Genomic DNA, 13,813 nt, shown 5'->3' with positions numbered 1-13,813 from the left:
CACCCCAGGACGCATCGGTTATTAGGAGATCCCAATGTCATTCCCTCAGCGATTTGGAAGCTCTCTAGGCGCGGTGCTGGCGGCCGCTGCTGCCGTGGCCCTGGCAGCCCAGCCCGCCGCCGCAGCCACCCCGACGGCGGCAAAACCGGTGGTGCCGCCGCCTGCGGACAGCGGCAGGTACCTCGTCAGCTTCAGCACAGGAACCGACGTGGCCCAGGAGGCCGCGTCCCTGCGGTCCCAAGGTGTGCAGGTAGGAAGGACCTTCTCCGCGGCGGTCCGGGGAGCCGCGGTGACAGCCACCAAGGCACAGGCAGCTGCCCTGGCCCGCTCGCCCCGCGTGGCCGCCGTCGAACCGGATGAGCCGGTCCAGGTTTTCGATACGCAGCAGCCGGCGCCGTGGAACCTGGACAGGGTGGACCAAACCAACCTTCCGCTCTCCGGCACCTTCACGCCCCCGTCCTCCGGTGCCGGCGTCCAGGCCTACGTCATCGATTCCGGCGTCCTCGCCCAGCACACCGAGTTCGGGGGACGGGTAGCGGCGGGCTGGACCGCCGTCGCCGACGGCCGCGGCAGCAGCGACTGCAACGGCCACGGCACCCACGTTGCCGGGATTGTCGCCGGCCAGACCTACGGCGTGGCCAAGGCCGCCACCATCGTCCCGGTCCGGGTCCTCGACTGCAACGGCAACGGCTACATGTCCGATATCGTGGCTGGCCTTGACTGGATCGTGTCCCATCACCGCGCGGGCACCCCCGCCGTCGCCAACCTAAGCCTGGGCGGTCCCGCCAGCACCATGGTGGACTCCGCCGTCCGCGGCGTCATGGCTGACGGCATTACCGCTGCAGTGGCCGCCGGAAACTCCAGCGTGGACGCCTGCAACAGTTCCCCGGCGCGGGTTGCCGAAGCACTCACGGTCGCAGCGAGCGACTCCTCTGACCGGCAGGCCACCTTCTCCAACCATGGCGGCTGCGTTGACCTGTACGCGCCCGGCGTCGGCATCACGTCCGCCATCCATTCGTCCACCACCGCCGCGGCAACAGTCAGCGGCACGTCCATGGCGGCTCCCCACGCCACCGGCGCGGCAGCCGTCATCCTGTCCCGGATTCCCGAGGCCACACCGGCGGAGGTGACAGCCGAGCTGTCCTCCACGGCCACCCCCGGCGTCATCAGCAACGCGTCGGCAGGAACGCCAAACCGTCTGCTCAACATCGGCGCGGTGCCCGCCCCGTTCCCGGCAGCCCGGGATTTCACCGGAGACGGGAAATCGGACCTGCTGGCCCGCGATTCGGGCGGCACCCTCTGGACTTACCCGGGCACGGGCACCGGCCTGTTCGGCTGGCGCGTCGCAGTCGGTGACGGCTGGAACGTCATGACTGCCATCAGCGCCGCCGGCGACCTGACCGGTGACGGCCTGCCGGACCTCGTGGCCCGGGACTCCGGCGGCACCCTCTGGACGTACCCCGGCACCGGCAACGGCCTCTTTGGCTGGCGCATCAAAGTCGGCGACGGCTGGAACGTCATGACCGCCATCAGCGCCGCCGGCGACCTCACCAGCGACGGCAAACCCGACCTCGTCGCACGCGACACCAACGGCACCCTCTGGACCTACCCCGGCACCGGCAACGGCCTCTTCGGCTGGCGCATCAAAGTCGGCGACGGCTGGAACGTCATGACCGCCATCAGCGCCGCCGGCGACCTCACCAGCGACGGCAAACCCGACCTCGTCGCCCGCGACACCAACGGCACCCTCTGGACCTACCCCGGCACCGGCAACGGCCTCTTCGGCTGGCGCACCAGCGTCGGCGACGGCTGGAACGTCATGACCGCCATCAGCTGACAGCCCGGCCAAGGCTGACGGGATGCCCCACCCGCCGGTAACGCCCCAGTAACGCCCCCGGCGGTGTAATACCGTCGGGGGTCTGGCTCGGTCATAAGGGCGTGGGCAATGGCAGATTCTCCCCCGAACGCGACCGGCCGGATCTTCATCAGCTACAGGCGGGAAGAGACCGCGTACCCGGCCGGCTGGCTGTACGACCGGCTGGCTGACCGGTACGGCGGCGGGCAGGTCTTCAAGGACGTCGACTCCATCCAGCTGGGCGACGACTTCGTCGAGGCGATCACCAGGGCCGTCGGGTCCTGCGACGTGGTGCTGGTGCTGATCGGCGACGAGTGGCTCACCACAGCCGATGAGCACGGCCGGCGGCGGCTCGACGACCCTGACGACTTTGTGCGCCTCGAAGTCCAGGCCGCCCTCACCCGCAACGTCCGGGTGATCCCCATACTGGTGGACAAGGCGAGGATGCCGCGGGCCGACGAGCTGCCGGAGAGCCTGGCGCGGCTCACGCGCCGGCAGGCCCTGGAGTTCAGCCCCGCCCGCTTCGAGTTCGACACCAGCCGGCTGTTCAAGGTCCTGGACACCACCCTCGCCGAGGTGCGGAGAAACCAAGACGACGGCGGGATGGCCGCCGGGGCGGGAAGCGCCGCGGCCGCTGTACCGGACCGGGAGGCGCCTAGGCCGGTTCCGGCCGCACCCCAGCCCGGGGACAGGCAGCGCCGGCCCCTCCCCAGGCGGGCGCTGGTCCTGGCCGGGGCGGCCGCCGTCGTCGTCGTGGTCCTGCTGGTGGTCCTGCTCGTGGCGAACCTGCAGCCGGGATCGTCGCCGGATGCCAACTCGGGCGGCGGGGCGCCGGTCGGGGTAGGCGGCGGGATCGAAATCGACTCCTCGCCGGTGACGAGCGAAGACGGGCTGCGCCTGACGGGGCTGCAGGCGGCAAGCCGGCGCGATCCCGGGTCTCCCCGGGTGGGTGACACCGTCACGGTGAGCTATGCCCTGACGAACACCACGGACCAGCGGCTGGAGCTGGAATACACGTTTGTGGGGGTGCGGGACCCGTCTGACGAACACCGGGATACCGAGGACATGAACGAAGGAAAGGTCCTTGAGCCCGGCGAAACCGTCAACGCCCAGGGCCGGGTCCTGATCGACAGCGCCGGCTCGTGGACAATCTGGCCCTGCTATGTGCTGGCCGGGGAACGCTTCTGCCCTGACAGGTGGCAGGAGTTCTTCGTCCTGGCCGAATAGCCGGCGTCGGTCGAAGGGGGTACGGATGGAGCACCGTGAGAACGGACCCGTGCGGGCGCGGCGGATCAAGGCCGTCCCTCCGCCGGCCACGGCGGATCCCACGTGGGACCGGCTGGAGGACCAGATCACCTGGTACGACGGCAGGAGCGGGGACAACCAGCGGCGCTACAAGTGGCTGAAGCTCCTGGAACTGGCGGTCGCGGCGTCGCTGCCGGTGGTGGCCGGCATCGGCAGCCCGGCCCTGGCGACCGGCGCGCTGGCCGCCGTCATAGTGGTCCTGGAGGGCGCCCAGCACCTCTACCAGTTCCAGGAGCGCTGGATCACGTACCGTTCCACCGCGGAGGCGCTCAAGCACGAGCGCTACCTGTACCTGGCCAAGGCCGGACCCTACCTCGGCGCGGACCGGCACCGGCAGCTGGCGGAGCGGATCGAGGGCCTGATCTCCCAGGAGCACGCCAAGTGGACCACCAGCCAGCAGCAGGCGCCGAAGACTTCGGAAGGCGGTTAGGCCGCGGAAGCGCCCCCGGCGTCGCGGGGTCAGCTCCGCGCCAGGCGAGGACCGGATGCGGCTGAATCCGGTATCTGTCCCACTGCCGGGGACCCGTCGTCCTCGTAGTGGGTGGCGTTGGCGAGATCCCGCCCGGCGATGTAACCAAACGTAAGGGCGGGGCCGAGGTTGATCCCGCCTGCCGGGTAGTGTCCGCCCATGACCGAGGCCTGGTCATTGCCCGCCACATACAGGCCCTGGATCGGCCGGCCCTCGGTATCCAGGACTCGGGCCCGCGAGTCGGCCGCGAGCCCGGCGAAAGTCCCGAAGGATCCCGGGACGATTTTCACCGCATAAAACGGTCCCTTTTCCAGGGGGCGCAGTGAGGGGTTGGGTGTGTTCCTGGGGTCACCGCCGTACTTGTTGAATTCGGTGGCTCCACGGTTGAAGTCGGGGTCGATACCCTTGCGGGCGTTCTCGTTGAAGTCCGCAACAGTCCTGGCCAGGGCCTGGGGATCGATGCCGCAGGCTGCGGCAAGCTCTTCGATGGTGTTGCCCTTCTTCAAATAGCCGGAGCGCAGGTACGGAAAGAGCGGTACCGGCAGCGGCTTGGCCATGCCCAGCGGGTATTTGCGCACGAACTCCGCGTCGGCGATCTGCCAGGCCTCCACGGGTTCGCCTTCAGGGGTGGCGGCCAGCAGGCCTTCCACGTAGTCGTAGTAGCCGTTGGCCTCGTTGACGAAACGCTTGCCGTCCTGCCGCACACCGATGCTGCCGGGCTTGGCCCTGTCCATGATGTGCGGGAAAGTGCCGATGCGCCCGTTCCGGTACGGCACCAGCGAAACCGGGCACCAGGCGGCAGGGGATGCCACATCGGTCTGGAAGCGGGCACCCACTTCCTGGCCCATGGTGATCCCGTCCCCCGTGGTTTCTTTCGGGGCCAGCGTCCAGTGCTCCCGGCCGGTGGGGGTTTGGGGGAAAAGGGCCTTGCGCCGGGAGGCGTCGTTCGGAAAGCCTCCGGCGGCCAGGACCACTCCGCGGGACGCATTGATGCGGAGGTCTCCTTGCGGGAAACTTACGACGGCGCCTGTCACCTTGCCGGAGTCATCGGTCAGCAGGTGCCTCGCGGGGGTGGAGACGCGTATCTCAACTCCCAGGTCGTCCGCTGATTTGAGCAGCCGGCCGGTGAGGGCGGTGCCGTTGACCAGCTGCATGTTGCGCCGGTAGGCCAGGAGGTCCAGGAGGTGGAGTCCCACCCGCCAGCCGGCGTGGACGATGCCGCGGATGTCCCCCCGGGAGGCGGAGAGGAATCCGGCCAGGTCCGGTCCCGCCATGATGCCCATGCCCAGGAATGAGGTTTCGTAGAGCTGGTGGCGCATCTTGGCCCGGAGCGCGGGCTTGATCCGGCGGGCATTGATCGGTTTTGGACCCACGGAGCGGTGCCCCGTTCCGGCGCCGGGGGTGTCGCCGTAGATGTCCTTGATCCTGGCCCCGGGCACGAACTGGAGGCTGGTCTTGTTATGGAAGAAGCCCACCATGTGGGGAACCGCTTCCAGGAACGCGTCCACCCGGTCTTCCTGGTAGTGCCGGCCGAGGCGGTGGCGCAGGTAGGTCCGGAAGAGCTCACGGTCCTCGTTGACACCGTCGGCTTTGGCCAGCGGGTTTCCGGGGGTCCAGGCCCAGCCGCCGGACCAGGAGGTGGCGCCGCCGCAGACGGCGGCCTTCTCTACGACCACGACTTTCAATCCGTGGTAGGCGGCGGTCACGGCGGCAGACAGGCCGCCCGCGCCGGAACCAATCACCAGGACGTCGCAGTCCAGGCCCGGGCGTTCAGAAGGAGTTTGTGAAGGGGACATCATGCCAAAGCTTTCTTAGTGGAAGTAGGTGTCGGAGTCGAGGCGTGGCGGCGCACCGGTTTCGAGCGCGTCAATCGCCTCGAGCTGCGGTTGCGTCAGGGCGAAACTGAAGACGTCCAGGTTTTCGCGCTGCCGGCGGTGGTCCGCCGATTTGGGAATGGCCACCCGGCCGTGCTGCACGTGCCATCGCAGGACGATCTGCGCAGGGGTCTTGCCAAGGTCCAGGGCCGGGCCGGTGATGGCGGGATTGCTGAGGAAGTGTCCGTTGCGGCCCAGCGGACTGTAGGCAGCGGTCACCATCCCCTGCCCGGCGTGATAGGCAAGCTGCGCCGGCTGGCCGTGTTCGGGGTCCACCTGGACCTGGTTCAGCGGAACCCGGAGCCCCGCGTCCTGCACCTGTTGCAGGTGGCAAGGCTTGAAGTTGGAGACACCCCACGAACGGATGCACCCTTCATCCATGAGCTGCTGGAGCCCCTCGCAGGCTTCCACGAACCGTCCCTGCGCGGGGTTGGGCCAATGGACCAGGAACAGGTCAAGGTAGTCCGTGCCGAGCCGCCGCGTTGCCTCCGCGAATGCCTGGCGGACGCCGGTCCGGCCGTGCCACCGGGTGTTGAACTTGGTGGTAAGGAAAAGGTGGCCGCGGTCAATGCCGCTGCGGCGGATTCCTTCACCCACGGCTTCCTCGTTGCCGTAGTTCTCGGCGGTGTCAAGATGCCGGTAGCCATTGGCGATGGCCTGGGACACGGCGGCGGCCGCATCCTCCCCCACCAGGGGCCACGTCCCCAGCCCAATGCGCGGGATGTGCACCCCGGGAACCAGCTCGGTGGTGGTGCCGCCAGCGGTGGTTGCGCTCATTGCACACCCGACTTCGTCTGCGTTACTGATTCGCGCAGCGCGTCGGCCTTCGCCAGCACGGCATCCACGCCGGACTTCAGCCGCACTGCCCACCCAAGTTCGCCGAGTTCGGAAACGCGCCGGTCCGACGGCGCCTCCGCACTGACCGGCAGACCCTCAGGAAGGGCGGCCACCACCTCCGCAAGCTCGAACCCGCCCTCGCCCGGCACATCCCGCTCTGACCGGGACTCGAGCACGAGCGCGTCACGGCTGGCCGGCCGCGCCACCGGACCGTCACACAATTGGAGTAGCGGCACCAGGGACGCGTTCGCGCGCAGGGCATCCCACTGGCCCGCGTCACCGCCACCGGAAAAACGGTTGAAATGCAGCGTGTCCACCACGATCCGGCAGCCTGCCTCGCGGGCCATCCCAGCTGCCTGGGCCAGGGACGCGACTGGCTGGTAGGAAATGGCTTCCAGCGTGGGGGTGATCCCGAAACTGCGGCCGTCCTCGGCCATGGTGGCTAGGGTGTTGAGCAGCCGGGCACTGTCCTGGTCCCCGCCCGCAACAGTGAGCGAGCTCGCGCCCAGGGCCTGTCCCGCTTCCATCATCCGCAGCCAGTGGTCCCGCTGGTCGCTGCCGTCCAGCAGCAGGAACTCGATGTCCCGGACCGTGACGCCGGTGTCCTGCATCCGCGCCAGAGTCTCCGTCAGCATCGGAGACCCCGGCTGCAGGTCATAGGGCCGTTCCGTGGGGGTGACCGGGCGGACCCGCACCCCGACGAAGTCAAACCCGGCACGGGCGGCAATACGGACGAGGTCCGGCGGGGCGGTGTTCAGCAGTGAGAGCTGGGCGAGGCCAACAGGCCGGGGCGTGTGGTGGGTCATCGGAGTGCTCCGTCCAGGCTTGGTTTTGTGGTGCCGGAAGAGTCAAGGGACAGCAGGGCCGCGATCCGTTGTGCCGCGTCGTAGCCGCTTTTCACCGCGTTGGAGGCGATTGCCGGCTTGTGGTCCGCCACGGTTCCGGCCAGTGCCACGGGCACTCCGGCGGCGCGGCTCAGTTCCGCCTCGCGGGCTTCCGCGGTGGTTGAGCCGTCCAGCGGGACCACCGAGCGGGAGACCAGCAGCGGCCCGGGTGCATCCAGCCATTCTCCGGCCGGTGCGCAGCCGGGCCCAGTCACCCGGACCCGTGTGCCGTCGTACTCCTCGATGACGGTGTTGAGCCGGATCCGGACCCGTGGGTTGGCGTTGAGCCGGGGAACGGCCAGGATCTTCGCCCTGCGGCCGGATTCCGGGGCGATCGCCTCCTGCGGCCCGAGCAGCAGGACCGATGTCCCCTTGGCCGCCAGGGTGTCCGCAACGCTCATGGCAACGGAGTCCGCCCCCCAGATGGTCACGGCCGCAGGAATTGCAGCGCTGTCCGGTGAGCCGGCGAGTACCTCCGGATGGCGCGCCAGCCAGTCGCGGATGTCCATGACGCTGGAGGAATCTGCACCAATGAAACCGGCGCCCGGCCGGAGCCCGCCGGTGGCAAGGACGACGGCGTCTGCCGCGGTGTCGCGGACCAGGCCGTCCAGGCGGTCTGTATCCACGTGCGAGCCCAGCTTGAGGTCAATGCCCAGCCGCGCGTTTTCCGCCGCGGACCACTCCGTGAAGCGGTGGAAGTCAGGGGTGGACTTCATCCGCGCCGCGAGCGCGAACTGGCCTCCGGGCCGTGCGCCGTCGTCGAACACTGTCACTTTCGCCCCTGCTTCGGCGAGCTCGCGGGCGGCGGTAAGGCCGGCCGGGCCGGCGCCCACTACCGCCACCCGGGCGGCGCCCCGGATGGCGGGGGTGGGAACCGGGACGCGGGAGCGTCCCACGGCAGGGTTGACCGTGCAGGTGACCTGGCCGAGGCCCAGGTTGTCGATGCAGACGTTGCAGGCGATGCAGGGGCGGTAGCGCTCGCCGCGGAGGACGCCCCCGGCGAAGGCCGGGTCGGCGTGGATGGCACGGGCGAGGCTGACAAAGTCGCAGGTTCCCTCGGCGAGGACTTCCTCGATGATGGCCGGCGAGTTGAGCCGGCCGGCCATTCCCAGGGGGATGCCGAACTGGCGGTAGGCCTTGGCGTACCCGGCGAGGATGCCGGGCTGCCATTCGCCGGACTGGACGATCCATTCGCCCGCTTCGTAGCTGCCTGCGGAGATGTCCAGGAAGTCAAGCTTGTCCAGGTGGGCCTTGGCGATGATGGCCACCTGCTCGTCGGCGGAAATGCCGTTGGCGGGGCCTTCCAGCACGGAGACGCGCATCCCCACGACAGTGTCGGGGACGGCGGCGCGGACCGCGTCGATGACCCTGTTCATGAAGTACTCCGGCGCGCCGAACTCGTCGGTGCGGTGGTTGGAGATGGGCGACATGAACTGGTGGATCAGGTAGCCGTGGGCGCCGTGGAGGTTGATGACATCGAAGCCGGCCTGCACCGCGCGCCGCGCGGCCTGGGCGTAGGCGTCAACGAGCTCATCGCACTCTCCGCCGGTCAGTTCGTGCGGGACTTCGCCGCCCGCAACCTCGCAGGGTACCGGCGAAGGTGCCACGTTCCTGAACCCGGAGACGGTGCGCTGTGCTGTGCGGCCGCCGTGGTTGAGTTCGACGGCGGCCAGCGCACCTTCTTTGTGCAGGGCGTCCGTGAGCTTCCGCAGCCCGGGAATCGTGGCATCACTGTGCAGTCCCAGCTGGTGGGTGCGGCCCTTGCCGTCGGCGCGGACATAGGTGGCTTCTGTGGTGACCATGCCCAGGCCGGCTTTGGCGCGGGTCACGAGGTAGTCGATGTACTGGTCGGTGATGCGGCCGTCAGCGGTGCCGTAGTTGCGTTCCATCGGAGCGGAGGCAAGCCGGTTGCGGAGCGTCTTTGGGGTGCGGCCGTTGCGCCCCAGTGTCAGGCGGCGGCCGGCGTGCCGGGTGTTGTGTTCCATTGCTTTTTCCTTAAGCCCCAACCTGCGTGAGGGGTCGTGTACCTTCCGGCAGCGGGGTGAAGCGGACGGGGCTGCCCGTCCGGGATGATTCGTAGACGGCCAGCAGGATCTGCAGGGCCCTGGTGGCGTCCCGGCCTGTGACGGCCGGGTCGTGGCCTTCCCGGATGGCACGCACAAAGTCGCGGACCTGTGCCGCGTGGTGCGGGATGAGCTGGCCGTTGATGGTGGCCAGGTCGACGTTGGGCTCAACGCCCGCGGGGTAGGCCGGCTCGGTGGTGACCTTCCCCTCCACCGCCCAAAGGTCCACCCGGCCGTCGCTGCCCTCGGGGAATTCGGTCAGGGACGCGGAGGCGCCGGTCTCCCCCGTGATCCGGACCTGCACGCCCAGGCTCGGGGACACCGCCGTCGACGCTTCAAGCGTCGCCATGGCACCGGAGGTGAAGGTGATAACGGCGGCGGCCGAGTCTTCCACTTCGATGTGGTCGCCGTGCTTGTAGGTGTTGATTCTGCCGTAGACCTCGGCCACGTCGCCCATGAACCACTGCAGCAGGTCGATGTAGTGGATGGCCTGGGTCATCAGGACGCCGCCGCCGTCGTTGGCCCAGGTCCCGCGCCAGGTATCCCGGGAGTAGTACTCGTGGCCGCGGTGCAGCATGACCGAGCACTGGCCGATGATCGGCCTGCCCAGGGTCCCGTCGGCGATGGCGGCCCGGATCCGCTGGGCTGCCGGCCAGAAACGGCGCTGGAACAGGACGCCCAGCTGCACGCCGGCGTCGTCGCATGCCTTCACCATGCGGTCAGCCGATTCCAGCTCGACGGCGATCGGCTTCTCGCAGAGCACGTGGACTCCCGCTGCCGCAGCCTGCAGCACCACGTCTTCATGCGTGGGGTGCGGGGTGCAGACCGAGACGATGTCCAGGTCCAGTGCCAGGAGTGCGGCCACGGTGTCGACGGCGTTGGGGATCCCCCAGTCCTGTGCCGTGGCCCGGGCACGGGCTGGATCGATGTCGCAAACGCCAATGATTTCGGCGTCGTCGACAGAGCGGAACGCTTCCAGGTGGTTGCGGGAAATCGCGCCGCAGCCGGCGATTCCGATGCGCAGCCGGCGGGAGGTGACGGATGGTGGGGTGGTCATTGAGGAATGCCTTCCTTCCGGTGGAGGTGGGAAACGGATGGTGCCTTATGGAACGTGGCCAGCATGTGGTCCGCATCGGCGGGGACGCCGGTGAAGAGTTCGAAGGCTGCAGCCGCCTGCCCCACCACCATCCGGCCGCCGTCCAGCACCGCGCAGCCCTTCCCGCGCGCGGCGGCGATCAGGGCGGTTTCGAGCGGCCGGTAGATCACGTCTGCCACCCAGTGGCCCGGGTGGAGCAGGTCCGGATCCACGGGAATACCCGGGTGGCCGGTCATCCCGACGGGCGTCGTGTTGACCAGGCCATCGGCCTTCCGGATGCTTTCGCTGATCGAGTCCGTCCGGGTGGCCACTATCTCGCTGCCGGGAAAATGCGGGGCCAGCCGGGCGGCGAGGCTTTCTGCCCGCGCCGGTTCAATATCGGCAATGACCAGGCGCCGGGCGCCGGCTCCCAGGAGACCGAAGGCCACCGCCGCACCGGCCCCGCCGGCTCCGACCTGCACAACGGAGTTGGTGTCCGCCGATGGCAGGCCGGACCGGAGGCCGCCGATGAAGCCCATGTGGTCGGTGTTGTGGCCAACAGCCGTGCCTCCGCGAAAGGTGATGGTGTTCACGGCGCCGAGGATCCGGGCATCCGGCGACAGCTCGTCCAGGCTTTCGTGTACCAGCTGCTTGCTCGGGTGGGTGACGTTGAGCCCGTCGTATCCGAGGTCCGCCGCGGCCCTGACCAGCTCTGCGGATTCCCCGGGGTGCCGGCCCAGGACGTCCAGGTCGAGGAGGCGGTAGGTGTACGCAAGGCCCAGCCGGTCCGCTTCCGCTTCGTGGAGCCCCGGGGTGAGCGAGCCGCCGATGCCGGCGCCCAGCAATCCCACAAGGAACCGGTGCTTCAGATCGGCGGGACGGGACTGGACTGCCCGCGTCGGCGCCAGGGTTTGCTGGCTCACGCCTCCACCTTGGCGGTCGCGGCATCAGTGCTGCTGGAATCGGGGGCGGTTGCCGCGGGCGTTGCGGACGACGGCGAGTGGCGGCGGGGGTCGGTTTTCTTCACTCCCAGCAGTGCTGTCGGAGTCCTGAACGTCTCAGGTGCGGTAAAGGCAGCCACTGCGGAGACGGCGCAGGCCAGGGCGGCGAAGGTGGCAACGGGAACCCAGTTGGCCTTGTCGCCGCCGATCAGCAGCTCGGAGATCACCGGGGCGAAGCCTGCCAGGAGAAGACCGAACATCAGGCTGACGGCCATGCCGGAGTAGCGGACCTTCACCGGGAACTGCTCCGGGAAGTAGGCGGGGTAGATCGAGTTGGTTGCGGTGTAGGCAAGGCCGATCAGGACGATGCCCGTGAGGAAGATCAGGGGTACGTTCCCCGTGGTCAGCGCCGAGAAGAAGACGAAGATCATGCCCATCTGCAGTGCCAGTCCCGTGATGAAGACAGGTTTCCGGCCGATGCGGTCGGAGAGGATGCCGGCCAGCGGTCCCATGGCTACGGCGGCGAGGTTGGCCACTGCGATCACGGTCAGCATCAGCCCCTTTTCCACGCCGACGACGGAGGTCGCGTAGCTGAGGGCGAAGACGTTGATGATGGTGTTGATGATGGTGAAGAGGGACATCGCGGTGACGCGGATGACTGTTACCCAGTGGTGGCGGAAGAGCGTAACCAGCGGCACTTTGACCACTTCATCATGGGCTTTGACTTCCTCGAACACCGCGGGCTCTTCGAGGAGCCGGCGGAGTACAAACGCGATGACGGTGACTACGGCGCTGGCAAGGAACGGAATGCGCCAGCCCCAGGACAGCAGCTGGTCCTCGGGCATGGAGGCCACGGGGATGAAGACCAGGGTGGAGAGCACGATGCCGAACATGATCCCGCTCATGGTCCAGCTGGTGTAGAAGGCGCGCTTCCTGTCGGGGGCATGCTCAAGGGTCAGGGAGCTGGAACCCGGCGATTCGCCGCCGGCCGATAGGCCCTGAAGCAGCCGCAAAACCACGATGAGGATCGGGGCTGCCATGCCGATCTGGTTGTAGGTGGGCAGGCAGCCGATGAGGAAGGTGGAGGTTCCCATCAGCAGGAGGGTCAGCAGGAGGACCTTCTTCCGGCCGAATTTATCGCCGAGGTGCCCGCAGATCACGGCGCCCAGCGGGCGGGCAACGTAGGCCACGCCTACCGTTGCGAAGGACAGGAGCATGGCGGACGGGCCGGGGGCGAAGAACAGCTTTCCGAAGATCAGGGCTGCGGCCGAGCCGAAAATGAAGAAGTCGTAGTACTCCAGGGCGCTGCCGACGAATCCGGAGACGGCTGCGATCTTGGCGTTGTTTTTGGGGCGTTCTGGCGCCAATGTCGACACTGACATGGTGTTCCCTTCATGGACTGGGACCGTTCGCAGGACTGTGCGTCCGCTGCAACCGGTGCGCCGCAACGAGCGGCTTCTCCATCCAGTGTGGGTGCGATCACTTAGCTAGTCCACGACTAAGTTGGTCTAGCACTATGCTTCAAATCAGCATGATCAGGTTCAGGTGCCGACCGGCGGAAAGATCTCTTCAACGACGTCGAGCACGGCCTTCAGGACCGCGGAATCATTGTCTGCCGACCAGGCAATGGCGTGGTTCATGTAGTGGTGCGGCTTGTCCAGCGCCACGTATGTCGCCCCGGAGGGAATGATGCTCGCAATTCCGCTGCTCATCAGCGTGACCCCCACGCCTGCAGCCACGAAGGTCAGCACCATGTACGGGTCCGAGAGTTCCTGGACGATGCGCGGCCGGAATCCCGCCGCCGTGCAGGCGGCCAGCATCGCCTCCGTCATGGAGGACGAGCCGTCCACGGGCGGCGAAATGAAATCGTCGCCGGCCAGGCTTTGCAGCGGGATCGACGCCTCCCCGGACAGCGGATGGTCCAGGGGAAGCACGGCCCCGATTTCCTCGCGGGCAACAAGCCGGGTCACCACGGAGGGCACCGGGGATTCGGGCAGGCCGACGAACGCGAGGTCCAGGGTTCCGTTGGCAACACTGGCAAGTCCGTCCGCGGTACGCACCCGGCTGGTGAGATCCAGCTCCAGGTCCGGGTAGCGCCGGCGGAGCGCCCGCGTCAGTGGCGGAAGGGTCAGATGGTTCACCGCGCCGGAAAAGCCGATGCGGATCGTGCCGCGGATGCCCTCCACCTCGGCCAGGGCAGCTTCACGCGCCAGGCGCATGTCCTGGAGCACGCGGTATGCACGCGGCAGGAGGGCGTACCCCGCCGGGGTGAGCGCCACGCTCCTGGTGTTCCGCTCGAAGAGGCGCGTGCCGAGGTCATTCTCGAGCTTCCGGATCGTTTGGCTCAGGGGGGACTGCGACGTGTGCAAACGGAGCGCTGCGCGCCCGAAGTGGAGTTCTTCGGCAACCGCAACGAAGGCTTCAAGCCACCTGATTTCGGTCATTCACTCGCCCTTGCTGGCAGCAGACTTCCGAAGTGCTGCCCGGTTCCCTCGGCTGCAAACAGTGTT

Annotated in this window: 11 protein-coding genes; 3 read left to right on the top strand and 8 right to left on the bottom strand. The window is 68.2% G+C overall.

What is annotated here, in order from left to right:
- Nucleotides 1-34 precede the first annotated feature (34 nt).
- The 3 genes from ACJJV6_RS13470 (at nucleotide 35) to ACJJV6_RS13460 (ending at nucleotide 3,590) form a co-directional block, all read left to right on the top strand.
- The gene (locus tag ACJJV6_RS13470; protein ID WP_407709184.1) at nucleotides 35-1,837 is read left to right on the top strand and encodes a S8 family serine peptidase; all 1,803 of its coding nucleotides are present in this window, start codon (nucleotides 35-37) and stop codon (nucleotides 1,835-1,837) included.
- A 108-nt stretch (nucleotides 1,838-1,945) separates the two neighbouring features.
- Nucleotides 1,946-3,082 (top strand): toll/interleukin-1 receptor domain-containing protein, encoded by a 1,137-nt coding sequence (locus tag ACJJV6_RS13465; protein ID WP_407709183.1) that lies wholly within the window; start codon nucleotides 1,946-1,948, stop codon nucleotides 3,080-3,082.
- 25 nt (nucleotides 3,083-3,107) lie between these two features.
- The gene (locus ACJJV6_RS13460) at nucleotides 3,108-3,590 is read left to right on the top strand and encodes a DUF4231 domain-containing protein (protein WP_407709182.1); all 483 of its coding nucleotides are present in this window, start codon (nucleotides 3,108-3,110) and stop codon (nucleotides 3,588-3,590) included.
- A 29-nt stretch (nucleotides 3,591-3,619) separates the two neighbouring features.
- On the opposite strand, the gene ACJJV6_RS13455 is transcribed toward ACJJV6_RS13460, so the two are convergent.
- The 8 genes from ACJJV6_RS13455 to ACJJV6_RS13420 form a co-directional block, all read right to left on the bottom strand.
- Nucleotides 3,620-5,428 (bottom strand): FAD-dependent oxidoreductase, encoded by a 1,809-nt coding sequence (locus ACJJV6_RS13455; RefSeq protein WP_407709181.1) that lies wholly within the window; start codon nucleotides 5,426-5,428, stop codon nucleotides 3,620-3,622.
- A gap of 12 nt (nucleotides 5,429-5,440) precedes the next feature.
- Complete coding sequence (locus tag ACJJV6_RS13450) at nucleotides 5,441-6,280, bottom strand: aldo/keto reductase (protein ID WP_407709180.1); 840 nt, start codon at nucleotides 6,278-6,280, stop codon at nucleotides 5,441-5,443.
- Complete coding sequence (locus ACJJV6_RS13445; RefSeq protein WP_407709179.1) at nucleotides 6,277-7,146, bottom strand: sugar phosphate isomerase/epimerase family protein; 870 nt, start codon at nucleotides 7,144-7,146, stop codon at nucleotides 6,277-6,279. The genes ACJJV6_RS13450 and ACJJV6_RS13445 overlap by 4 nt, the downstream gene beginning before the upstream one ends.
- The gene (locus tag ACJJV6_RS13440) at nucleotides 7,143-9,209 is read right to left on the bottom strand and encodes an FAD-dependent oxidoreductase (protein ID WP_407709178.1); all 2,067 of its coding nucleotides are present in this window, start codon (nucleotides 9,207-9,209) and stop codon (nucleotides 7,143-7,145) included. Before ACJJV6_RS13440 ends, ACJJV6_RS13445 begins: the two co-directional genes overlap by 4 nt.
- A 10-nt stretch (nucleotides 9,210-9,219) precedes the next feature.
- Nucleotides 9,220-10,344: a Gfo/Idh/MocA family protein gene (locus ACJJV6_RS13435; RefSeq protein WP_407709177.1), complete on the bottom strand. Its 1,125-nt coding sequence runs from the start codon at nucleotides 10,342-10,344 to the stop codon at nucleotides 9,220-9,222.
- Entirely contained in the window at nucleotides 10,341-11,285 is a 945-nt protein-coding gene (locus ACJJV6_RS13430) for a shikimate dehydrogenase (protein ID WP_407709176.1), read from the bottom strand. The genes ACJJV6_RS13435 and ACJJV6_RS13430 overlap by 4 nt, the downstream gene beginning before the upstream one ends.
- The gene (locus ACJJV6_RS13425; RefSeq protein WP_407709175.1) at nucleotides 11,282-12,685 is read right to left on the bottom strand and encodes an MFS transporter; all 1,404 of its coding nucleotides are present in this window, start codon (nucleotides 12,683-12,685) and stop codon (nucleotides 11,282-11,284) included. Before ACJJV6_RS13425 ends, ACJJV6_RS13430 begins: the two co-directional genes overlap by 4 nt.
- A 159-nt stretch (nucleotides 12,686-12,844) precedes the next feature.
- Nucleotides 12,845-13,747: a LysR family transcriptional regulator gene (locus tag ACJJV6_RS13420; RefSeq protein WP_407709174.1), complete on the bottom strand. Its 903-nt coding sequence runs from the start codon at nucleotides 13,745-13,747 to the stop codon at nucleotides 12,845-12,847.
- Nucleotides 13,748-13,813 lie beyond the last annotated feature (66 nt).

It is taken from the genome of Arthrobacter nitrophenolicus, assembly GCF_045833485.1.
GTDB lineage: Bacteria > Actinomycetota > Actinomycetes > Actinomycetales > Micrococcaceae > Arthrobacter > Arthrobacter nitrophenolicus.
This window is presented reverse-complemented; position numbering and strand designations above follow the sequence as displayed.

Bases quoted from the DNA above. Each gene is read 5' to 3' on its own strand.
- ACJJV6_RS13460 (WP_407709182.1), top strand. From the start codon at position 3,108: ATGGAGCACCGTGAGAACGGACCCGTGCGGGCGCGGCGGATCAAGGCC.
- ACJJV6_RS13450 (WP_407709180.1), bottom strand. From the start codon at position 6,280: ATGAGCGCAACCACCGCTGGCGGCACCACCACCGAGCTGGTTCCCGGG.
- ACJJV6_RS13465 (WP_407709183.1), top strand. From the start codon at position 1,946: ATGGCAGATTCTCCCCCGAACGCGACCGGCCGGATCTTCATCAGCTAC.
- ACJJV6_RS13440 (WP_407709178.1), bottom strand. From the start codon at position 9,209: ATGGAACACAACACCCGGCACGCCGGCCGCCGCCTGACACTGGGGCGC.
- ACJJV6_RS13455 (WP_407709181.1), bottom strand. From the start codon at position 5,428: ATGATGTCCCCTTCACAAACTCCTTCTGAACGCCCGGGCCTGGACTGC.
- ACJJV6_RS13435 (WP_407709177.1), bottom strand. From the start codon at position 10,344: ATGACCACCCCACCATCCGTCACCTCCCGCCGGCTGCGCATCGGAATC.
- ACJJV6_RS13470 (WP_407709184.1), top strand. From the start codon at position 35: ATGTCATTCCCTCAGCGATTTGGAAGCTCTCTAGGCGCGGTGCTGGCG.
- ACJJV6_RS13445 (WP_407709179.1), bottom strand. From the start codon at position 7,146: ATGACCCACCACACGCCCCGGCCTGTTGGCCTCGCCCAGCTCTCACTG.
- ACJJV6_RS13420 (WP_407709174.1), bottom strand. From the start codon at position 13,747: ATGACCGAAATCAGGTGGCTTGAAGCCTTCGTTGCGGTTGCCGAAGAA.
- ACJJV6_RS13425 (WP_407709175.1), bottom strand. From the start codon at position 12,685: ATGTCAGTGTCGACATTGGCGCCAGAACGCCCCAAAAACAACGCCAAG.